The organism is Microbacterium atlanticum, from assembly GCF_015277815.1.
Classification (GTDB): domain Bacteria; phylum Actinomycetota; class Actinomycetes; order Actinomycetales; family Microbacteriaceae; genus Microbacterium; species Microbacterium atlanticum.
In genome coordinates, this window is the sequence record NZ_CP063813.1 from 514,731 (window position 1) to 536,195 (window position 21,465).

Annotated in this window: 22 protein-coding genes; 14 read left to right on the forward strand and 8 right to left on the reverse strand. The window is 72.1% G+C overall.

Annotated elements, in window-relative coordinates; translation table 11 throughout:
• The first annotated feature begins 27 nt into the window (after nt 1-27).
• The gene (locus IR212_RS02225) at nt 28-1,041 is read left to right on the forward strand and encodes a hypothetical protein (RefSeq protein WP_194397404.1); all 1,014 of its coding nucleotides are present in this window, start codon (nt 28-30) and stop codon (nt 1,039-1,041) included.
• Nucleotides 1,042-1,075: 34 nt separating this feature from the next.
• Here the strand turns inward: IR212_RS02225 and IR212_RS02230 are convergent, their stop codons facing one another.
• From IR212_RS02230 to IR212_RS02250, 5 genes are all read right to left on the reverse strand, one after another.
• Complete coding sequence (locus tag IR212_RS02230; protein WP_194397405.1) at nt 1,076-1,258, reverse strand: PspC domain-containing protein; 183 nt, start codon at nt 1,256-1,258, stop codon at nt 1,076-1,078.
• A 48-nt stretch (nt 1,259-1,306) separates the two neighbouring features.
• A complete protein-coding gene (locus IR212_RS02235; protein WP_194397406.1) occupies nt 1,307-1,489 on the reverse strand; it encodes a PspC domain-containing protein in 183 nt (60 codons plus the stop codon).
• Between the two features lie 114 nt (nt 1,490-1,603).
• On the reverse strand, nt 1,604-3,268 hold the full coding sequence (locus IR212_RS02240) for an ABC-F family ATP-binding cassette domain-containing protein (protein WP_194397407.1): 1,665 nt from the start codon (nt 3,266-3,268) through the stop codon (nt 1,604-1,606).
• Between the two features lie 241 nt (nt 3,269-3,509).
• On the reverse strand, nt 3,510-4,172 hold the full coding sequence (locus IR212_RS02245) for an alpha/beta hydrolase (protein WP_194397408.1): 663 nt from the start codon (nt 4,170-4,172) through the stop codon (nt 3,510-3,512).
• Between the two features lie 68 nt (nt 4,173-4,240).
• Nucleotides 4,241-4,669: a hypothetical protein gene (locus IR212_RS02250; RefSeq protein ID WP_194397409.1), complete on the reverse strand. Its 429-nt coding sequence runs from the start codon at nt 4,667-4,669 to the stop codon at nt 4,241-4,243.
• 100 nt (nt 4,670-4,769) lie between these two features.
• On the opposite strand from IR212_RS02250, the gene IR212_RS02255 reads away from it, so the two are divergent.
• The 11 genes from IR212_RS02255 to IR212_RS02305 all read left to right on the forward strand — a co-directional run bounded on the left by IR212_RS02255 (nt 4,770) and on the right by IR212_RS02305 (nt 16,107).
• The gene (locus tag IR212_RS02255) at nt 4,770-5,357 is read left to right on the forward strand and encodes an NUDIX hydrolase family protein (protein WP_194397410.1); all 588 of its coding nucleotides are present in this window, start codon (nt 4,770-4,772) and stop codon (nt 5,355-5,357) included.
• 299 nt (nt 5,358-5,656) lie between these two features.
• Nucleotides 5,657-7,204, forward strand: coding sequence for a coiled-coil domain-containing protein (locus IR212_RS02260; protein WP_194397411.1), 1,548 nt, complete (start codon nt 5,657-5,659; stop codon nt 7,202-7,204).
• Between the two features lie 92 nt (nt 7,205-7,296).
• Entirely contained in the window at nt 7,297-9,021 is a 1,725-nt protein-coding gene (locus IR212_RS02265; RefSeq protein WP_194397412.1) for a dihydroxyacetone kinase family protein, read from the forward strand.
• 1 nt (nt 9,022) lies between these two features.
• Nucleotides 9,023-9,478, forward strand: coding sequence for a ribose-5-phosphate isomerase (locus tag IR212_RS02270; protein WP_194397413.1), 456 nt, complete (start codon nt 9,023-9,025; stop codon nt 9,476-9,478).
• Between the two features lie 10 nt (nt 9,479-9,488).
• Nucleotides 9,489-10,229, forward strand: coding sequence for a triose-phosphate isomerase family protein (locus tag IR212_RS02275; RefSeq protein ID WP_194397414.1), 741 nt, complete (start codon nt 9,489-9,491; stop codon nt 10,227-10,229).
• A gap of 23 nt (nt 10,230-10,252) precedes the next feature.
• Nucleotides 10,253-10,981 carry a GntR family transcriptional regulator gene (locus tag IR212_RS02280; protein WP_194397415.1) on the forward strand — a complete coding sequence of 243 codons (729 nt, stop codon included), beginning with the start codon at nt 10,253-10,255 and terminating at the stop codon, nt 10,979-10,981.
• Between the two features lie 111 nt (nt 10,982-11,092).
• Nucleotides 11,093-12,043 carry a sugar phosphate isomerase/epimerase family protein gene (locus tag IR212_RS02285; RefSeq protein ID WP_194397416.1) on the forward strand — a complete coding sequence of 317 codons (951 nt, stop codon included), beginning with the start codon at nt 11,093-11,095 and terminating at the stop codon, nt 12,041-12,043.
• A gap of 34 nt (nt 12,044-12,077) precedes the next feature.
• Nucleotides 12,078-13,070 (forward strand): 3-hydroxyacyl-CoA dehydrogenase family protein, encoded by a 993-nt coding sequence (locus IR212_RS02290; protein ID WP_194397417.1) that lies wholly within the window; start codon nt 12,078-12,080, stop codon nt 13,068-13,070.
• Nucleotides 13,067-13,837 carry an SDR family NAD(P)-dependent oxidoreductase gene (locus IR212_RS02295; protein ID WP_194397418.1) on the forward strand — a complete coding sequence of 257 codons (771 nt, stop codon included), beginning with the start codon at nt 13,067-13,069 and terminating at the stop codon, nt 13,835-13,837. Before IR212_RS02290 ends, IR212_RS02295 begins: the two co-directional genes overlap by 4 nt.
• 147 nt (nt 13,838-13,984) lie before the next feature.
• Nucleotides 13,985-15,361 (forward strand): MFS transporter, encoded by a 1,377-nt coding sequence (locus IR212_RS02300; RefSeq protein ID WP_194397419.1) that lies wholly within the window; start codon nt 13,985-13,987, stop codon nt 15,359-15,361.
• Between the two features lie 83 nt (nt 15,362-15,444).
• A complete protein-coding gene (locus IR212_RS02305) occupies nt 15,445-16,107 on the forward strand; it encodes a nucleotide-binding domain containing protein (protein ID WP_194397420.1) in 663 nt (220 codons plus the stop codon).
• Nucleotides 16,108-16,114: 7 nt separating this feature from the next.
• On the opposite strand, the gene IR212_RS02310 is transcribed toward IR212_RS02305, so the two are convergent.
• From IR212_RS02310 to IR212_RS02320, 3 genes are all read right to left on the reverse strand, one after another.
• The gene (locus tag IR212_RS02310; protein WP_194397421.1) at nt 16,115-17,185 is read right to left on the reverse strand and encodes a threonine aldolase family protein; all 1,071 of its coding nucleotides are present in this window, start codon (nt 17,183-17,185) and stop codon (nt 16,115-16,117) included.
• Nucleotides 17,186-17,231: 46 nt separating this feature from the next.
• On the reverse strand, nt 17,232-17,945 hold the full coding sequence (locus IR212_RS02315; RefSeq protein ID WP_194397422.1) for an SDR family NAD(P)-dependent oxidoreductase: 714 nt from the start codon (nt 17,943-17,945) through the stop codon (nt 17,232-17,234).
• A gap of 85 nt (nt 17,946-18,030) precedes the next feature.
• Nucleotides 18,031-19,479, reverse strand: a complete 1,449-nt coding sequence (locus IR212_RS02320; protein WP_194397423.1) for a DUF6421 family protein — start codon at nt 19,477-19,479, stop codon at nt 18,031-18,033.
• Between the two features lie 112 nt (nt 19,480-19,591).
• Between IR212_RS02320 and IR212_RS02325 the strand changes: the two genes are divergently transcribed.
• Both IR212_RS02325 and IR212_RS02330 read left to right on the forward strand, forming a co-directional pair.
• A complete protein-coding gene (locus tag IR212_RS02325; RefSeq protein WP_273542118.1) occupies nt 19,592-20,038 on the forward strand; it encodes an Lrp/AsnC family transcriptional regulator in 447 nt (148 codons plus the stop codon).
• Between the two features lie 43 nt (nt 20,039-20,081).
• Nucleotides 20,082-21,044 (forward strand): diacylglycerol/lipid kinase family protein, encoded by a 963-nt coding sequence (locus tag IR212_RS02330; RefSeq protein ID WP_228479444.1) that lies wholly within the window; start codon nt 20,082-20,084, stop codon nt 21,042-21,044.
• Nucleotides 21,045-21,465: the final 421 nt, after the last annotated feature.

The window sequence follows — 21,465 nt, forward strand, 5'->3', positions numbered from 1 at the left end:
CAGGACCGCCCCCCTTGGAGACCTCTCTTGCGCAGTAACCTCGCCCCGGCCCTCGCCGCGCTCGTCGTCGCGGGCGCACTCACCGCCTGCACGTCGCCGCCGGAGCCCGACGCGACGGCGACACCCACCGCGACGGCGGCACCCAGTCCCACCGCCACGACCGAGGTCCGTCTCGTCGGTGCCGGTGAGAAGCCGCCGGTCGTGTTCGGCGGGGACTGTGCGGCCGCCCTGACTCCGGCGGACATCCGGGAGGTGACCGGTGTCGAACTGGCATCGGCCGCCTCCGAGAGCAGGGGCGACCTCGGCAACGTGGGCGGCTTGCTGTGTAGCTGGGAGGCGACCGAGGGGACGGCTGTCCGTCTGGAGATCCTCCCGCGCGCCGGTCTGGGCGACACGCGGTTCCCGGCTGATCAGGTCGGCTACTACTTCGAGGAGTGCGATGCGCAGTGGGTCTGCGCCGGCGTGGCAGAGAGCGACGACATCTGGATCGGCGCCTCCTTCCAGTCCTTCCCGGGGGCGGACCGCGCGCAGATCGACGAATGGACAGCCTCCCTCACCTCTTCGGTCTTCGAGAACCTGCGCGCACGGGGCAGCGAGGTTTGGACGCGGGATCGATCGGGATGGTGGACGGCGTTGGACTGCACCGCGCTGGCCGCCACGATGTCCGGCGAGCTCGGCACGCCGATGACCGGAGAGGCGGGCGGCTACCACGACCCGCCGCCGCCGGGCGGCCTGCTGGCCGCCACGGTGTCGAACCGCTCCGGCTGCTACCTGTACGACGGGGGGAACCGGTTCGAGGTCAACGCGGTAGCCGGCCAAGCGTGGATGCTGCCGACGAATGCGGACGACCCCCCGTTCGACACCGGCGTGCCGGGTGTCACCGCATGGCTCGACTCGAGCTTCCAGTCCGTTGCGGCGGCGGGCTACACCATGACGGACGGGGTGAACGCGCTCTCGGCCGTGGTGTCCACGACGGCACCGTGGTCCGCCGAGGACGCGGTCCGCGCGCTCGCGCGTGGCGCCGCCTCCGACTGGGGGTGACCCCAGGGCACGTCCCGCGCCGTCCGCGCAGCGCTCACCGCTCGTCGGGCAGAAGGATCCACAGCAGCAGATACATGAGGATCGAGACGCCGAAGAACACCGTCGAGGCGACCCAGAGCACGCGTACCGGCACGACGCTGCAGCCGAAGCGGTCCGCGATGCCCTGGCACACTCCGGCGATCATCCGTCCCCGTACGGGACGCACCAGGCGATTCATGCGCTCATCATCGCGCGGCGGGCGGACAGGCGCCAGAGGCGCCGCGGCTCAGCGTTCGGAGGGGACCAGGATCCACAGCAGGATGTAGATCCACAGCGGGAGTCCGAAGAACACCATGGCGACCACGGTGAGGATGCGGATCAGCGTGACGTTCCAGCCGAAGCGGTTGGCGACGGCCAGGCACACGCCGGCGATCCAGCGGCCGCGCTGCGGCCTGACGAGTGAGTTCATGCCCCCATCCTCCGCGCCGCGCCGGCTCTGCGCACGGGGGCTGGCCCCCGAGGCGGGTGCGGGGCGGCCGCGGCATCCGTCCCCTTCGCCGGTGACGGATGCCGCGACCCGGTGTCAGCGCTCGCTGAGCGCCCCCTCCCGATCCAGCTCGAGCACGAGGTCCACGCCGATGCGCTCGAGGAACGCGTCGTCGTGGCTGACGACGAGGACGGCCCCACGGTAGGCGGCGATCGCGGCGACGAGCTGGTCGACCGTATCGAGGTCGAGGTTGTTCGTCGGCTCGTCGAACACCAGGAGCTGCGGCGGCGGGTCGGCGAGCATCAGCCGCGCCAGCGCGACCCGGAACCGCTCGCCGCCCGACAGCGACCCGACCGGGCGCTGCACCGCCGCCCCACGGATGAGGAACCGTGCCAGCCGGTTCCGCAGCTCGACCGTCGTCACGTGGGGAGCCGCCGAGGCGACGTTGTCGAGCACGGACGCCCCGTCGTCGAGCCCGTCCACCCGCTGCGGCAGGTACCCGACCCGGTCGGTGTGCAGCTCGGCGCGTGCAGAACTCCACTGTTTCGGCGCCGAACGGCCCGAATCGGGCCCGAGGGCCGCCGGCGCGTCCGGATCCGTGGAGTTCTGCGACACCGACCCGACCAGCCTCTCCAGCAGCGTCGTCTTGCCGGCGCCGTTCGGACCGGTGAGGGCGACCCGCTCCGGCCCCTGGATGATCCACGAGCGCTCGCCGTCGCCCAGGGTCGCGATGCGGCGCCCGGCGGGCACCCCGGGGTCGGGGAGGTCGATTCTCACCGTGTCGTCGTCGCGGACGCGGCGCTCGGCGGCATCGAGCGCTTCGCGGGCGGATGCCTCACGGTCGGCCTTCTCGCCGCGCAGCTTGCCGGCCGACACCTGGGCGGCGCGCTTGAGTCCCCCGGCCACGATCGGCGGCACGCGCTTCTCGAGCTGGGCCTTGCGGCCCATCGCGGCACGGCGGGCGATGGTCGTCTCAGCCTCGATGCGCTGGCGCTTCTCGCGGCGGACGGCCTGCCGGGCGGCGCGCTCGGCGTCGCGGGCGGCGCCCTGCTCGGCGTCCAGCCACGCCCGCCACTGCGAGTACGGGCCGCCGAACACCGCCAGCTCGCTGTCGTAGAGCTCGGCGGTGTCGTCGACGAGCTCCAGCAGGGCGACGTCGTGGCTCACCACGACGAGCGCCCCGCGCCACGAGCGCACCATGTCGTACAGGCGCGCGCGGGCGTCGCGGTCGAGGTTGTTCGTCGGCTCGTCCAGCAGCGCGATCGACGCGCCGCGGAGGCGGATGCCGGCGATCGCGGTGAGCACCGCCTCGCCGCCGGACAACTGGCCGACGCGGCGGTCGAGCATGTCGGGGGAGAGCCCGGCGTCGGCGAGCGCGGCGTGCGCCCGCGCCTCGATGTCCCACTCCGCCCCGACCGCGTCGAAGTGGCGCGGGTCGGAGTCGCCGGACTCGATGGCGCGGAGCGCCCGGAGCGTGTCGCCGACGCCGAGGAGATCGGCGACGGGACGGTCGACGTCGAGCGTCAGGCGCTGCGGCAGGTACGCGGCATCCGCTGTCCGCGCGATGTGGCCGGCGGTGGGCGTGAGCTCCCCGGCGACGAGCCGCAGCAGCGTCGATTTGCCGGAGCCGTTGCGGCCGACGAGGCCGGTGCGACCGGATCCGAAGGATCCCGACAGCTCCGAGAGGGCGGGGGTGCCGTCGGGCCACGCGAGCGAGACGCGATCGAGGACGACGGCAGGGGTGAGGGTGTGAGCGGGCATTGAGGCCTCCGGTGTCAGTCGTGCGCTGACACCGGGGCCGGGATGCGTCCGGGCATGCGGGGACGGATCGAGAAGCGGCCGATCGACGGGCCAGCGCGGATCAGAAGCGCTGGTGCGTCGAGGGTCGACGGATCAGCGCGATGAGTGCGCGGTCGCGTCGGTCAGCTTCACGGGAGTTCCTCACGAAGGGGACAAGGCCGTCAGACACCATAGCGCAGGAACCCGCACGCGGCCAGTGCGGTCAGTCGGCGTCCAGCGCCTCGAGCTGCTTGTCGAGGAAGACGCGCACGTCGGCGAGCTCCTGCTCCGAGATGCTGTGGGTGAGGCCGGCGTAGACGCGGCCGCTCAGCTCCGCGTGCTCGGGGAGCCACTGCGTCGTGTGCTCGACGAGGAAGCCGGGGATGACGTCGTCGTTCGTGCCGCGGCCCCAGAACACCGGGGGCCGGCGCTCGGCGAGCTCGGCGTCGCGGGGCAGGGCGCCGGGCGTCGCGTAGCCCGACAGGTTCACCGCGAAGGCGAAGCGCTGCGGGTCGAGGCGCAGCGCCTGCAGCGACACCGCCGCGCCCTGCGAGAAGCCGAGGAGACCCACGGATGCCGCGTGCGGTGCGTGTGCGTCGGCCCAGCCGATGACGGCCTCGGCGGCGCGGGTCACATGGGACGGGTCCCGGCCGTCCAGGCCGTCGATCGGGTACCAGGAGCGGCCGGGCGCCGGCCACGGCGGGGACAGCGGAGCGGCCAGGCTCGCGACGGCGAACGATTCGGGCAGGTAGGCCCGGAGCGGATACAGGTCGTGCTCGTCGGCCCCGTAGCCGTGGAGGAGCAGCAGCAGGTGACGGCCGGCGAGGTCGTGGCGATCGGCCGACCACAGCACGGCATCGGCGTCGAGGACGAGCGCTTCCGGCATGACGACCATCCTCCCACCTGCCGTGGACCCCGCGTCAGCGCCGGTGCTGAGGCCGGCCTCGACCCACGTCAGATCTTGATCGGGAACGTGAGGAGGATGTCGGCCTCCACCTGCCCGGGCGGCACGTACTCCTCGCGCACGAACGGACCGGTCTCGACCATGCCGTCCGCCTGCCAGGCGTCGAAGGCGAGGGCGAAGTGCGGTGGGAAGCGGTCCTGGATGTACTGAGCGAGCTCCGTCTCGCCTTCGGCAGAAGCCACGACCCATTGCGCGTAGACCGTGAGGTCGAACTGCTCCGCGGAGCGAGCGTCGGCGTTCGCGCTGGCGGCCTGGATGCGGGCGGACGAGGCCTGGCTGAAGGCGATGGACATCTCGCCGCCCCATTTGGAGGCCTCGAACCCGCACCAGGCGGTGAGCACGGCCGTGATCGAGAGGACGAAGACCGCGACGACGTCCTGGATCCGGCTCAGCCGGCTCTCCGCGTGCTCTTCCGCCATGTCCCACCCCTTCGCCCGTCGTGCCGCTCACTGTACCGACGGTTCGCAACCGCAGTCGGCAGCGGGGGCGGGATCCGAGGTGAGGCGGTATACAGGAGGCATGTCCGTGCGCACTCCCGACCCCGAGCCCGCAGGCGACGAGCCGTTCGGCCCACCCGCCGGGAACGTCTCGAACCCCGCCTGGCTGAGCGACATCGAGCTCGAGGAGGCGCGGCGTCGCCTTCCCATGCTCTACGTCGAGGGCGTGCCGGTGCGCACCGACGGGATGGGCCAGGTGACGGCGGTCGGCATCCTGCTGCGGGCGACACCGGTCGGAGAGATCACGCGCACCATCGTGTCCGGCCGCGTGCGGTACGGCGAGACCGTGCGCGACGCGCTGTTCCGCCACCTCGAGAACGACCTGGGGCCGATGGCCTTCCCGCTCCTGCCGCCTCAGCCGACGCCGTTCACCGTCGCGGAGTACTTCCCGCTGCCGGGCGTGAGCGCGTTCCACGACGACCGGCAGCACGCCGTCTCGCTGGCGTTCGTGGTGCCGGTGACCGGGACCTGCGAGCCGCGGCAGGACGCGCTGGAGGTGACGTGGCTCACGCCGGAGGAAGCATCCTCCGACGCCCTCTCCGCCGAGATGGAGGGCGGCCGCGGCACGCTGGTGCGGCTCGCGCTGGCGAGCGTCGGCGCGCTTCGCTGAGCCATCCGCGACGGCCGCCCCCGGTCGGCGCTGCCGGCCGCCGGGATCCGATGCGCGACGCCGCCGCCGGGCGCGTTTTCGCGGGCACATCGCGGCGGGGTAGGGTTCAGTCACCCGATGCGCAGTCAGCCCTGCGACACTCCACCCCCCGGTGTCGTCGAGGCGATGCGGCCTCCGTCGCCCGCGCGCCCGGCGACCCGTTCGCCGCGCGGCCGGCAGGACGCACCGCCGCCGCCTCGGCGGTCGCCGTCACGGCGATTCCGACGCACGCCCTCGCCCTCAGAAAGCACAGTCACCCGATGTCCGACAACGCCGTCGCCGGCACCACCGGCCACTCCGAGACCGACCCCTTCGAGAACCTCATGAGCGAGACCTCGACGACTTTCGTCTCGGGGTTCTCCACCACGTTCCGCGGTTACGACAAGGAAGAGGTCGACGCCGCGATCGCCGGCCTCGACGCGCGGGTGCGCGCCGCGACCGACGAGGTCGCCCAGCTCAAGCAGCACCAGCGCCGCGCGGGCGCCGCCGTCGCACAGATCCGTGCGAAGGCCGAGCGCCTGGAAGCCGAGCTGCGGGCGGCCGACGAGCGTCGGCAGGCCGAGGTCGAGGCCGCAGCGGCGACCCGCCAGGAGGAGCTCGAGGCCCTGCAGGCCGCGCTCGCCGCCGCCGAGGAGAACCACCGCAAGGATCTCGAAAGAGCCGAAGCGCAGGCATCCGTCGCCCGGGAGGAGGACGACGACGCCCTCGGGCGCCTGCGCGCCGAGCTCGAGCTGTCCAACGCCCAGCTCGCCGACGCGGAGCAGCGGGTGCAGGCGCTCAGCGACGAGCTCGTCGGCGCCGCGGCCGAGTCGCCGAACCGGCAGCAGTTCGAGGAGGTGCTGCGGGTCGCCGAGGACCAGGCGAGCCTGCTCATCCGCAACGCCAGCATCCAGGGCGACCGCCTGCTCGAGGCGGCGCGCGAGGAGATCGCCAACCGGCGCACCGCGGCGCAGGCCGAAGCGGACGGCATCGTGTCCCAGGCCCAGCACGAGGCGCAGCAGATCCGGCTCAAGATCGACACCGAGCTGACCGCTCACGAGGCGCGCCTCGAGCGGGAGGCCGCCCACGCCGCCGAGAAGATCTCGCAGGCCGAGCGGGAGGCGGCCGCGATCCGCTCCGAGGCGGAGAAGGGCGCGGCCGTGCTGCGCTCGACCGTCGCGCGCGAGACCGCGCGCGACCGCGCCGAGGCCGAGGAGGCGGTGCGCGATCTGCGGCTGCGGGCCCTGGAGTTCGAGGCATCCCTCACCCGCCGTCAGGACGACGCGCACCAGGAGTTCCTCGTGCTGCACAACCAGGCGGTCGCCCACGCCGAGCGCATCACGCAGGACGGAAACGAGCAGGTGACGGCCTCGCTCGAGCACGCGCAGCGCGTGTCGGCGAAGGCCGAGGACTTCGAGCGCCTGATGCGCGCGCAGTCGCAGCAGATCGAGGCCGACGCGCAGCTGCGCGCGCGCGAGCACCTCGAGCAGGCGCACGTGAAGGCCGAGCGCATCATCGACCTCGTCACCTCGCACTCCCAGTCCGTGCTCCGCGACGCCGAGGACCGCACGCGCACGCTGCGCTGGCAGCAGCACCAGCTCATGAGCTTCATGGCAGAGGTCAAGGAGCTCATCCGGCCTGAGACGGCTCTCGCCGCGGCATCCGTTCCCTCTCCTGCGCAGCCCGGCGAGGAGACGGTGACGGATGCCTCGCCGGAGGACGCTGCGGACCGGGAGGCCGTGCGCCCCGACGGGCAAGCGCGCGGCGACTCCGCGGACTCGGCGCCCGGCGAGCCCGACGCCGAGGACAGGAGCGCGGCGGAGTCCTGAACCCCCACCGCGTCGGCAGGACGGCGCCCCCTGGACATCGATCCCATTTCCTATAGGATTGGCCGGGTACATCGATCACGCCAGGAGGCGCAATGACGCGGCTGTTCAACGATCCCGACGACTTCGTCGACGACTCCATCGCCGGCTTCGTCGCCGCCTCGGGCCGCTGGGTGCGCCCCGTGACCGGGGGCGTCGTGGGATCCACGCGCGCCGCCGTCCCCACAGTGGCGGTGGTGATCGGCGGCGGCAGCGGGCACTACCCCGCCTTCGCCGGGCTCGTGGGGCCGGGCCTCGCCCACGGCGCGGTCATGGGAAACGTCTTCTCCTCGCCGTCCGCGCACCAGGTGCACTCCGTCGCCACGGCGGCGCACGAGGGCAGGGGCGTGCTGCTGAGCTACGGCAACTACGCCGGCGACGTCCTGCACTTCACGCAGGCGCAGGACCGCATGCGCGCGGCGGGCATCGACTGCCGCACGGTCCTCGTCACCGACGACATCTCCAGTGCGCCGACCGCTGAGCGCGACAAGCGCCGGGGCATCGCCGGCGACCTGGTCGTCTTCAAGGTCGCCGGCGGTGCGGCCGCTGAGGGGTACGACCTCGACGGCGTCGAGCGCGTCGCCCGTGCGGCCAACGACCGTACGCGCTCGCTCGGCGTCGCCTTCGGCGGGTGCACGCTGCCCGGCGCCGACGAGCCGCTGTTCACCGTGCCGGAGGGGCGTATGGCGGTGGGCCTCGGCATCCACGGCGAGCCCGGCATCGACGAGGTCGAGATCCCGACCGCCGAAGGACTCGCCGAGCTGCTGGTCGGCTCGCTGCTGAAGGAGCTGCCCGACGGCGTCGAACTGCCCGGCGCGCGGGTCGTGCCCATCCTCAACGGGCTGGGGAGCGTCAAGTACGAGGAGCTCTTCCTCCTCTACGGCGCGATCGACCGGCTGCTCGCCCAAGCCGGGGCTATCGCGGTCCAGCCCGAGGTGGGCGAGTTCTGCACGAGCTTCGACATGGCCGGGGTGTCGCTGACGCTGCTGTGGCCCGACGACGAGCTGGAGCGGCTGTGGCTCGCGCCCTGCGACACGCCCGCGTTCCGCCGGGGTTCGGTCGAGGGGCGGGTGGCGGTCACCGACGACCAGCTGGCGGCATCCGAGGAGTCCGAGCGCATCCCTCCCGCCACCGACGCGTCGCGGCGCGCCGCCGCGGTGATCGCGGGCGTGCTCCGGGCGGTCGCCGGATCGCTCGACGACGCGGCCGACGAACTGGGGCGCATCGACCGCGTGGCCGGCGACGGCGACCACGGCATCGGCATGCAGCGGGGCAGCCGCGCCGCGGCCACCGCGGCCGCCGAGGCCGCGGACGCGGGCGCCGGTGCCGGCACCCTGCTCCACCGCGCGGGCGACGCGTGGGCCGACAAGGGCGGCGGCACGTCCGGCGCGATCTGGGGCGAGATGCTCGTCGCCCTCGGCTCCGCGCTCGGCGACGACGCCCCCGTCACCGCCGAGGCCGTCGGCCACGGGGTGACCGCGATGAAGGACGCCGTCATGTCGTTCGGCAAGGCCAAGCCGGGCGACAAGACCATGATCGACGCGATCGTCCCGTTCGCCGACGACCTCCAGGAGCGCCTCGCTGCCGGGGACGACCTCGTCGCCGCCTGGCAGCACGCGGCGGAGGTCGCCGCCGACGCCGCGCAGAAGACCGCCGCCCTCACGGCCCGGCTCGGCCGCGCCCGCTCGCACGGCGACAAGAGCATCGGAACCCCCGACCCCGGCGCCGTCTCGTTCGCGCTGGTGGCCCATCGGGCACTGGACATCCTGAAGGAGAGATGACATGACCTATCGACTGGTGATCGGCTCGGACGACGCGGGCTTCGAGTACAAGGAGCGCCTCAAGCAGGACCTCCTGGACAATCCGCTCGTCGAGAGCGTGGTCGACGTGGGGGTGGACGCGGAGGGCCACACGAACTATCCGACGATCGCCACGACGGCGGCCGAGCGGGTCGCCGCCGGCGAGGCGGACCGCGCCCTCCTCATCTGCGGGACCGGCCTCGGCGTCGCGATCGCGGCGAACAAGGTGCCGGGGATCCGGGCCGTCACCGCGCACGACTCCTTCAGCGTCGAGCGCTCGGTGCTCTCCAACGACGCTCAGGTGCTGTGCATGGGGCAGCGGGTCGTGGGCATCGAGCTCGCCCGGCGCCTGGCGCGCGAGTGGCTGACGTACACGTTCGACCCGTCGAGCGCCTCGGCCGACAAGGTCCGCGAGATCTGCGCCTACGAAGGCGTGTGAGCGGACGACCATGCTCATCGGCGCGAGCCACAAGATGTACCTGTCGCACGCGCAGACCGTGCGGTGGATGCGGGACGTCGCCGACATCGTGGGCGGGCAGCGCACCCCGGGGGTCATGACGTTCGCGATCCCGCAGTTCCCGTCGATCCCGGCTTGCGTCGAGATCGGCGCACCGGCCGGCGTGGCGGTCGGCGCGCAGGACCTCTCCACCGACGACGTCGGCGCGCTCACGGGCGAGGTGAGCGGCGGGGTGCTGGCGGAGCTCGGCTGCCGCTACGTCGAGGTGGGCCATGCCGAACGGCGGCGCATCTTCGGCGAGACCGACGAGGTCGTGGCGGCGAAGGTCCACGCGGCCCTCCGCAACGGCCTCATCCCGATCCTATGCGTCGGCGAGGAGCGGCGCGGTGACGCTGCCGCCGCTGTCGACCACTGCCTCGGGCAGATCGCCGCCGGCCTCGCGGCGGCGCGCGCGGCGGGCACGGGCGGCGAGATCGTCGTCGCGTATGAGCCGGTGTGGGCGATCGGGGCGGCCGAACCGGCGGACGCGGAACACATCCGCGCCGTCTGCGGGGCGCTGCGCGACGCCTCATCGGCCGGCGGCGGCGCACCGGTCATCTACGGCGGAAGCGCCGGCCCGGGCCTCCTGACGCAGATCGCGGGAGCGGTCGACGGCCTCTTCCTCGGGCGCTTCGCGCACGACCCCGCCGCCTTCCGTGCGATTCTGGACGAGGCGACCGCCGTGGCGGCGTGACCGGCCGGACGGAGGAGGGGAACATGACAACGGATGCCGCCGAGGCCGGCCTGTTCGGTGCGCCGGTGACCATCGAACGCCGCGGCCTGCGCGACCACGTGTACGAGAGGATCCTCCAGCTGCTGCTGAGCGGGGACGTTCCTCCCGGCGCGCGGCTGTCGATCGACACGATCGCCCGCCAGCTGCAGGTCTCGCCCACACCCGTGCGGGAGGCGATGGTCCAGCTCGAGCGCACCGGCCTCGTGACCCGTGAGGCGCTCAAGGGGTATCGGGTCGCGCCGCCGCTGGATGCCGCACAGCTGGCCGAGCTGTTCGAGGCGCGGCTCATGCTCGAGACCACCGCGACCCGGCTCGCGACACCGGCGGGACCGGAGATGCTCGCCGAGCTCCGCGCCGCGGAGGATCGCCACCGCCGCGCCGGCTACGACGTGATCGAGCAGATGCGCGGGGGTGCGCAGGACGTCGCCCTCACCACCGAGTACTTCGCCCTCGATGCGGCTTTCCACGACGTCGTCTTCGCCCACTGCGGCAATCACTACATCCGCGACATGTCGGCATCGCTCGGCGCGCAGCTGCACCGCATGCGCCAGTCCGTCGTGCACGGCGTGACCGACGTGCGGGAGGCCATCGCCGAGCACGAGGCGATCGTGGACGCGTTCGCGGGCGATGATCCGGCCGCGCCCGAGGCGGCGATGCGCCGGCACATCGAGCAGGTGCGCGCGCGCTCGCTCGACATCGAGCAGCGCGGCTGACCTCGCCGCATGCGGGCCGCCCACCGGGCGGCGCCTTTCCCGTATCTTGACGCTGCTCCTATTTCCTATAGGATCTAGGAAGCGAACCGACCTGACACCAATGGAGTCGTCATGACAGCAGCACCCACCGCCCCGCTCGACCGCGACACGTGGCCCATCGCCGTGTGCATGCACGGCTTCGCTCCGGTTGCGGCGGACGGAACGGCCCTCCACGACGCCGCTCCCGACCGCTGGGATGCCGTGTTCCGCCAGGTCGCCGCGCTCGGGTTCAGCGCCATCGAGCTCGCCGACAGCCACATCCGTCCCGCCGACCTCGAGCCGTCCCGTCGGGAGGAGCTGCTCTCGATCGCCCGATCGCACGGCGTCACACCGGTGTCGGTGCACGTCCAGCGCCAGAGCGTCATCCAGCCCGGGCGCGGCGAGGAGAACCTCGCCTACGCGCATCGCACGATCGACGCCGCCGCCGAGCTCGGGCTGCAGGTGTTCTCAACCGGCCTTCACCAGCCGTTCACCGAGGCGCAGCGCAAGGCGCTGTGGTTCTGGACCGCCCCGGGCCCCGTCGACCCCGACGACGCGGACACCCGCGCACTCGCCGTCCGTCGCCTGCGCGAGCTGGGGGAGCACGCGGCATCCGTCGGGCTGCCGATGTCGCTCGAGATGTACGAGGACACCTACCTCGGGACGGCCGACAGCGCGGTGCGGCTGATCGAGGAGATCGGCCTGGACAACGTCGGGCTCAACCCCGACATCGGCAACCTCGTGCGGCTGCATCGCCCGATCGAGAACTGGCGTGAGATGCACGAGAAGACCCTGCCGTACGCGAACTACTGGCACGTGAAGAACTACGCCCGCGACGAGGCCGGCGACGGCAGCTGGTTCACCGCCACGCCGACGAGCCTCGAGCTCGGGCTCATCGACTACCGCGCGATGGTGGCGCGAGCGCTCGAGCTCGGCTTCCGCGGCCCGTTCCTGATGGAGCAGTACGGCGGCGACAGCCTGGGCGTGTGCGCGACCAACCGCCGCTACCTGCAGTCGCTGCTGCCCGAACCCGCCGGGGCCTGAGGCCGCGGCATCCGATTCGACGAAGGAGACGAAGATGACACAGACACCGGAACGACCGATCTACGCGGTCGTGGGCAGCGGCTACATGGGCGGCGGGATCGCGCAGGTGCTCGCCATGTCGGGCGCCGACGTGCGGATCGCCGACGTCGACCTCGAGGTGGCCCGCAGCAACCGCGAGCGACTCATCACGGAGGCCGCACAGTTCGCGGCGGACGGCCTGTTCCCGGCCGAGGCGGCCGGAATCATCGCCGAACGGGCGACGGCCGCGACCATCGAGGAGGCCGTCGCCGGCGCCTCGTTCATCGAGGAGGCCGTGCCCGAGAAGATCGAGATCAAGCACGCGACTCTGCGGCGCATCTCCGAGAGCGCTGCCCCCGATGCAATCATCGGCAGCAACACCTCGACCATCCTCATCGGCCGGCTCGCCGAGGCGGTCGACAACCCCGCCCGGTTCCTCGGCGTGCACTTCTCCAACCCGGCCCCGTTCATCCCGGGCGTCGAGCTGATCCCGCACGCGACGACCGACGAGGCGATCCTCCCGGTCGTCGAGCAGATCGTCGCCGCGACCGGCAAGGAGACCGCCCGCGTCAAGGACGCCACCGGCTTCGTGCTCAACCGCCTGCAGTACGCCCTGTTCCACGAGGCCACGCAGCTGGTCGAGGAAGGCGTGGCAAGCCCGGAAGACATCGACACGATCGTGCGGACCACGTTCGGCTTCCGCCTGCCGTTCTTCGGGCCGTTCGCCATCGCCGACATGGCGGGGCTCGACGTCTACGCGTTCTGCTACGCGTCGCTGCAGACGGAGTTCCCCGAGCGCTTCGCCACACCGCCGATCCTCGAGCAGCTCGTGTCGGCCGGAAAGCTCGGCACGAAGTCGGGTGCCGGATTCCTCGACGTCCCGTCCGAGCGCACGCCCGAGCTGGTGGCCTACCGCAACCGCGCGTACGTCGCGATGAAGAAGCTCGTGGACGAGCTCGGTCCGGCGCCGATCTCGCCGAGCCCCGCCGCGGCGGGAGGGGACGCGTGAGCGCGGTCTTCCCCGCCGAGCGCGCCGTCATCCTGACCGGCGCGGCCAGCCCGCGGGGCATCGGCCGCGCGACCGCCCACCACCTGGCCGAACGCGGGTGGAGCGTCGGCATCATCGACGTCGACGCGGACGCTGCGCGAGCGGCCGCGCGCGAGGTCGCCGATGCGTACGGCGTCGTCGCCGCGGGTGCCGGCGCGGACGTCTCGAACCGCGAAGCGGCGGTCGCCGCCGTCGACGAGCTCGAGGCGGCCCTGCCGCAGCTGGTCGCGGTGGTCAACTTCGCCGGCGTCTCGTCGCCGGTGCCGTACCTCGAGGTCACGCCCGAGGAGTGGCACCGCGTGGAAGGGATCAACCTCGACGGCGTGCACTGGGTCACCCAGCGGGTCGCCCGCACCCTCGTCTCCCACGGCGTCGGGCGCATCGTGGGGATCTCGTCGGTCTCGGCGCAGCGCGGCGGCGGCACGTACTCCAAGACGCCGTACTCCGCCTCGAAGGCCGGCGTCATCGGTCTCATGCGCTCGATCGCGCGCGAGCTCGGCCCGCACGGCGTCACCGCCAACGTGATCTCGCCCGGGCCGATCGACACCGACATCATGGGCGGCACCCTCACCGAGGAGCGCAAGGCGGCCATGGCCGCCGACGGCGTCCTCCCCCGGATCGGCACGCCGCGCGACATCGCGGCGGCCGTCGCCTACCTGATCAGCGAGGACGCCGGATTCGTGACGGGCCAGACCCTCAACGTCGACGGCGGCCTCTACATGCACTAGGAGCTCCCCATGCCATCCACCTGGTCCAAGTCGCGCATCGCGTACCTCGCTGTCGGCATCGTCTGCGTCGTGGTCGGCCTCATCTTCCTCATCCCCGCACTCGGCAACTGATCCCCACCTCCCCGAAGAGAGCTCGAAGGAGAGCACATGTCGTCCCCGTCGCAGAGCGCCACGGCGCAGACCCTGCTGAACAGCCCCCACCTGTCCAGCGGCATCCGGAAGGCCACCTTCCGCCTGATGCCGATGCTGATCATCCTGTACTTCGTCGCGTTCCTCGACCGCACCAACGTCGGCTTCGCCGAAGAGGCGCTCGCGGTCGACCGGGGGATCTCGGCCGGCGCCTACGCGCTCGGCGCGGGCATCTTCTTCATCGGCTACGCGCTGTTCGAGATCCCGTCGAACCTGCTGCTGACCAAGTTCGGCGCGCGCTTCTGGCTGGCGCGGATCGCGATCTCCTGGGGCATCGTCGCGTCGCTGTTCGCCTTCGTCAACGGCGAGCCGATGTTCATCCTGCTGCGCTTCCTGCTCGGCGTGACCGAGGCCGGGCTCTTCCCCGGCGTCATCATGTTCCTCGCCGAGTGGTTCCCCAACAAGCGGCGCGTGCAGATGTTCGCGCTGTTCTACCTCGCGCAGCCGTTCTCGCAGATGCTCGGCGCTCCGCTGTCGGGTGGCCTGATCAGCTTCGGCGACACCTTCACGCCGTGGGCGGGATGGCAGGTGATGTTCTTCGTCGAGGGCATGATGGCTGTCGTCGCCGGCATCGCGGCGTTCTTCTTCCTCGTCGACTCGCCGCAGAAGGCGAAGTTCCTGAACGACGACGAGAAGGCCGCGATGAAGGCGGTGATGGATCACGAGGATGCCGTCAAGCAGGAGGACGGGCCACGCGGCATCGGCCCCGCGCTGGTGAACTGGAAAGTCTGGTACTTCACCGCGATCTACTTCTGCCTGCAGATCGCCGTCTACGGCACCACCTTCTACCTGCCGCAGCAGGTCGCGACGCTCATCGGCCAGGAAGTCGGCTGGCAGGTGGGGCTCGTGTCGGCGATCCCGTGGGCGGTCGGACTGTTCGCCTGCTACTACGTGGGCAAGCACGCCCACACTGTGCGCCGGCGGCGCAAGTGGGGGTCGCTGTTCTTCCTCATCACCGGCATCGCGATCCTCGTGTCGGCGTGGGCGGGCGCGACGGGGCAGGGCCTGATCGGCATCGTCGCCATCACGGTGGCGGTGGCCTCCTTCCTGTCGGCCGGACCGATCACGTGGTCCTTCCCGACCTCGTTCCTGGTGGGTGCGGCTGCGGCCACCGGCATCGGCCTGATCAACTCGCTCGGCAACCTGGGCGGCTTCGTCGCCCCCATCATGCGCACCGCGGTCAACGAGGCGGTCCCGACCGAGAGCGGCGCGTGGGGAGTGGTCTCGCTGGGCGTCTTCGCCTTCGCGGGTGCCGTGCTGATGTGGACGACGAGGTTCTTCCGCGCCAAGGCCGACGCCCTGCTCGACGACGACGCCCCGCAGGCGCGTGACTGAGACGACGGAGGCGCGCTTCGCGCGTCCCCGTCGCCCGCCGGGGCTGCGGGTCGGGAGATCTGCCGCCGGAGGGATGCGAAGCGATGAAGACGGCGGTCCTCGACGACGACCCGACCGGCACCCAATCGGCGTCCGGGGTCACGGTGGCTTTCGACGCCGCCGCGATCGAGGACGCCCTGTGCGAGGCCGACAGCGTCTACGTGCAGACCAACTCGCGGGCCATCGCCGAGCACGACGCGGTCGCACTCGTCCGCCGGGTGCGCGACGCCGCGCGGGAGGCCGCGGCTCGCCTGGGCGAAGACGTGCAGTTCGTGCTCCGCGGCGACTCCACGCTGCGCAGGCACGTGTTCGCCGATCCCGCAGCGGCCGGACGATCTGCCGCCGAGCGCGCGCGGGAACAGCTCGCGGCGACCGGACTCGCGATCGTCGCCACCGAGCGCCGGCGGCGAGGCGAGCACGACACGCTGCGCCACGGCGAGCTCGTCATGCAGGCCCTCACCGCCGCCGTCCGCGAGCTCGTGCCGCACGTGCGCGCCGTCGTCGCGAAGGGCGGCATCACCTCGGCCGAGCTGGCCCGCACCGCGATCGGCGCGACGAGCGCGCGGGTGCGCGGACAGGTGCTCGCCGGCGTCTCGGTCTGGGATCTGACCTCGCCTCTCGGCCACGAGATGACCTACGTCGTCGTGCCCGGCAACGTCGGCGGTGCTGAGACGCTGACCGACGTCCTCGGAGCGCTCGGCCGGTGACCGGGGGTCAGGCGGCGGAGGTCTCCCGTGCGATCGCCGCGAGGAACGCGTCGATGTCGTTCTCGGAGGTGTCGAAGCTGCACATCCAGCGCACCTCGTTCCTGGCCGCATCCCAGTCGTAGAACCGGAACGATCCGCGCAGGCGATCGGCGACGCCGGGCGGCAGCGTCGCGAAGACGCCGTTCGCCTGCGTCGGCTGGGTGAAAGTCACACCGCGGATCGTTCCGTCGGCGAGCCCCGCCTCGATGCCGGCGCGGAGGCGCTGCGCCATCGCGTTCGAGTGCGACGCATTGCGCAGCCAAAGGTCGCCCTCCAGCAGCGCGAGCAGCTGCGCCGAGACGAACCGCATCTTCGAGGCAAGCTGCATGTCGAGCTTCCGCAGGAAGGTCAGGCCCCGCGACGCCTCGGGGTTGAGCACCACGACGGCCTCGCCGAGCATCGCGCCGTTCTTCGTGCCGCCGAAGCTGAGCACGTCGACGCCCGCGTCGCGGGTGAAGGCACGGAAAGGCACACCCAGTGAGGCGGCGGCGTTCGAGAGCCGCGCGCCGTCCATGTGCACGTGCATCCCGAGGCCGTGCGCGTGGTCGGCGATCGTGCGGATCTCGTCCACCGAGTACAGGGTGCCGAGCTCGGTCGACTGGGTGATCGACACCACCAGCGGCTGCGCCCGGTGCTCGTCACCCCAGCCCCACGCCTCGCGGTCGATGAGATCGGTGGTGAGCTTCCCGTCGCCGGTCGGGACGGTGAGCAGCTTGATCCCGGCGACGCGCTCGGGCGCGCCGCCCTCGTCGACGTTGATGTGGGCGCTGCCGGCGGCGATCACGGCACCCCAGCGGGGGAGCATGGACTGCAGTCCGACCACGTTGGCGCCGGTGCCGTTGAACACCGGGTACGCCTCGACGCCCTCACCGAAGTGACGGGCCATGACCTCCTGGAGACGCTCGGTGTAGACGTCCTCGCCGTACGAGACCTGGTGCCCGTCATTGGCGGCGGCGATGGCCGCGAGCACCTCGGGATGGATGCCGGAGTAGTTGTCGGAGGCGAATCCGCGCAGGTTGGGGTCGTGGATGGTGGTCACGGATATCCATTCTCATATCGCGACGGCAGCCGCGGCCGCCGTCGCGTCACAGCGAGGGGTCGGTGAGGTCGACGATGGTGTCGTTCGTCTCGGTGGCGTCGGTCATCCACAGGTCGGCGAATCGCTGCGCCAGGGCGTCCTCCAGGCCCGAGAGGCTCTTGGTGCGGAAGATGACGGATGCCGCGGCCAGCGGCCGCCCGGAGTCCTTCGCCGCTTTCGCGAACCCCTGTGCGACGGCGCGCGCCCACGCCTCGCTCGCCGCCTTGACCGCGGCGTAGTTGGCGCCGCCGGCGAGCGGACGCTCCACGGCGGTGGAGGAGACGATCGCCGTGCGCGCCGATTCCGACGCCCGCAGGTCGGCGTCGAATGCCCGGCTCACGTGGCGCAGCGCGCTGAGCGCGCGCTCCAGGAAGCGGTAGTCGTCGTCGGTCTGTCCCTCCAGGCCCCCGCCTCCGCGCCACCCGCCGACGAGGTGCAGCACGCCGTCGACCGTCCCGTCGGAGGCGTGGATGCGCTCGGCGAGCGCGGCCACGTCGGCCTCGTCCGTCAGGTCGCAGACCTCGGTGCGAAGGCTCCCGGCGGGGGCGAGCTCGACCACGCCCGCGCCCGGCTCGACGGCAGCGGCGAGCTGTTCCAGCTTGTCGGCGCTGCGCCCGACGGCGACGACGCGCGCGCCCGCCGCGACGAGCTCGCGCGCGGCGGCGAGGCCGGACGCACTGGTGGCTCCCGAGATGACGACGAGTCTGCCTGAGACGCTCATACTCCTACCCTTCCACGCCGCCTGGCGCACCGGCATCCGCTCGCCGTCCCCTTGACGTGAACGGGCGAGCTCGTCCAGCGACGGCTCAGCCGTCGCGGCCGGTGATGCCGGCGGTCGACTCGATGACGGGCTTCATCTTCTTGTCGAGCGCCTCGAAGAACATCGACAGCGGGAACTCGTCGTCCATCACCGCGTCGGTGTAGCCTTTCGGCGGCCCGGCGAGGATCTCGTCGGACAGGCCGCCGGCCCATTGCGATGCCGGGTGGGGCGTCAGCGTCGAGCGGACGAGGTCGTACGCGGCAAGCCAGTGCGCAGTCTTCGGGCGGTCGATCGAGCGCCAGTAGAGCTCATCGATCGCGTCGCCGAGCGCGACCACGGCGGCCGGCACGTCCTTCCAGTCGAAGGCGAGGGCCGTGTCGGTCCAGTGCAGCACCCCGCGCTGGTGCAGCCAGGCGAACAGCAGCTGGCCGCCGAGGCCGTCGTAGTTGCGCACGCGCGTGCCGGTGATGGCGAAGCGGAAGATCCGGTCGAAGATCACCGCGTACTGCACGAGCACGGCGTGCTCGAGCATCTCCGCCTCCGCGCCCTCGAGCGTCTCGCCCTTCTCGACCTTCGCGCGCAGGCGGGCGGTGATCGAGACGCACTCGCGGAACGCCGTGAGGTCGCACCGCAGCTCCTCGAGCGAGTACAGGAAGTACGGCATCCGCTGCTTGATCATGAACGGATCGAACGGCAGGTCGCCGCGCATGTGCGTGCGGTCGTGGATGATGTCCCACATCACGAACGTCTTCTCGGCGAGCTCCTGGTCCTCCAGCAGGCGGGCGGCGTCGGCCGGAAGCTCGAGCTTGGTGATCTCGGCGGCCGCGCGCACCACGCGGCGGTAGCGGGCGGCCTCGCGGTCCTGGAAGATCGCGCCCCACGTGAACGCCGGGATCTCGCGCATCGCGACCGTCTCGGGGAAGAGCACCGCGCTGTTGGTGTCGTAGCCGGGGGTGAAGTCGAGGAACCGCAGCGAGACGAACAGCTTGTTGCCGTAGTCGCCCGCCTCCAGCTGCGCGATGAACTCGGGCCAGATCACCTCGACGAGCACGGCCTCGATGTGGCGGTCGGACGATCCGTTCTGCGTGTACATCGGGAAGACGACCAGGTGACGGATGCCGTCGACCCGGTGCTGCTGCGGCTGGAAGGCGGTGAGCGAGTCGAGGAAGTCCGGGATGCCGAACCCCTCGTCCATCCAGCGCTCGAAGTCGCGCACCGAGGCCGCCAGGTACTCGGCGTCGTGCGGGAACGCGGGGGCGAGCGCGCGGATGCCGGCGACGATCTCGCCTACCAGGGCCCGCGCCCGGGCGTGGGCGGCGGCATCCGGAATCGAGCCGTCCTTCACCTGCAGCGCCTGGATCGCAGTCGCCGCTGCCTTCAGCCGGAGCCACGCCGGCGACGCCTCGAGCGCGTCGCCCGCGGTCGCGCCGATGGTGTCCTCGACGACCTCGGGTTCGCCGACGATGACCTGCGTGGCGCGGGTGGGAGCGGGCATGGTGAACCTCCGATCTGCACGTGCGGTTGCTCGCCATTCTAGAGAAGTTCCCCTCGATCGACGATTCGACAGGAAGTTTTCCGGTTTGCGTTACGCTCGAGCCATGCCGAGCCTGGATGACGCCATCGACGCCGCGATCGTGCGGGATGTCTCGAACGACGCCCGCGCCACGCTCGCCGAGCTGTCGGCGTCCGTCGGGCTCTCGGTGTCCGCGGTGCAGGCGCGGCTGCGGAAGCTCGAGACCCGCGGCGTCATCACCGGCTACCGTGCGCTCGTGGATGCCGAGGCCGTCGGAAAGCCGCTCGCCGCCTTCGTCGAGATCACCCCGCTGGACCCCGCGCAGCCCGACAACGCGCCGGAGCTGCTCGAGCATCTCAGCGAGATCGAGGCGTGCCATTCGATCGCCGGCGACGCCAGCTACATCCTCCTCGTGCGGGTCGCGACGCCGCGCCACCTGGAATCGCTGATCCGCGACATCCGCGCCGCGGCGTCGGTGAACACCCGCACGACGGTCGTGCTGCAGACGTTCTACGAGAACCGTCCGATCCTCCCCGCGTGACCCCTCCGGCGCGGGGCGCCGAAGCGGAGGGTAGCCTCGGGCCATGGACTCCGCGTCATCACCACCGAGCACGGGACGCGGTGTGCTCATCGTGCGCAATGCCGCATCGGGAACCGCGGTCCTGCGGGCCGACCCCGCCGGCACGTTCGCCGAGCGCCTCCCCGAGGCCGTCGTGCACGAGCTCGCCGACGGCGAGGACCTCGCCGATGTCGTCGATGCCGCAATGGAGTCGGATGCCGCGCCCGACGTGCTGGGGATCTACGGCGGCGACGGCTCGGTGTCGCGCATGGCGCATCTCGCCCGGCGCCACGGACGCCCGCTGCTCGCGATGCCCGGTGGGACGTTCAACCACTTCGTGCGCGCGCTCGGCGTCGACAGCGTCGAGGCCGCCATCGACGCGTACCAGGCGGGTTCGACCGTCGCGGTGGGCGTCGCCGAGGCGACGGCGGACGACGACGAGCCGGTGACCGTGCTCAACGTCGTGTCGGTCGGCGCCTACCCCGAGCTCATCGGGGAGAGGGAGCGCCGCACGAGCCTGGGCAAGTGGATCGGCGGCGTCGTCGCCACGGCGGCGGCGCTCCGGCGCGCCGAGCCGCTCACGATCGTCAGCGAGGGCCGACGCGCGCGGGTGTGGTCGGTGTTCGTCAGCGTCGGCCGCAACGACCCCGAGCGCGTCGCCACGATGCAGCGTCAGGAGGCCGAGACGGGAGTCCTCGACGTGCGCGTCCACCACGCGCGCGGATCGAAGGTGCGCGCGCTCGCCTCCCTGGCCTTCGGCAAGCGCACCGCGGCGGTGCTGCGCGCCGTGCGCCTGTTCCCCCGCGACGAGGACGTGGAGCGCCTCGTGGTGCGCGAGCTGGACCTTCGGGTGCGCCCCGAGGCGGGGCATCCGTCCGTCTTCGTCCACGACGGCGAACTCGAGGAGCGCGCGGCCGGCGGCTTCCGCCTGCGCTGCGTCGCGCTGCCCGGCGCGCTGACGGTGTTCGCGCCGCCGCCGGCCGCCTGACTCGCCAAAACACGCCGGAGCGGAAGTAGCCGGGCGGCGTGTCTTGGCGACTCAGCGGACGCACGAGTCCGAGTACCCGCCCCGGCGCGCTCGGGCGACCCGCCCCGCCCCGACCCGCGCGCTCGGGCGACCTGCCCCGGCGCGGACACGCGACTCGCCAAGACACGCCGGAGCGGAATTCGCGAAGCGGCGTGTCTTGGCGACTCAGCGGACGCACGCGCTTGTGGCACCCGCCCCGGCCCGCACGCGCCCGCCCGGCCCCGCCCCGGCCCGACCCGCGCGCTCGGGCGACCTGCCCCGGCGCGGACACGTGACTCGCCACAACACGCCGGAGCGGAATTCGCGAGGCGGCGTGTCTTGGCGAGTCGCAACGAGAGAGGAGGGAGAGACTGCGGATGCCGCGGCCGATGGTGGCCGCGGC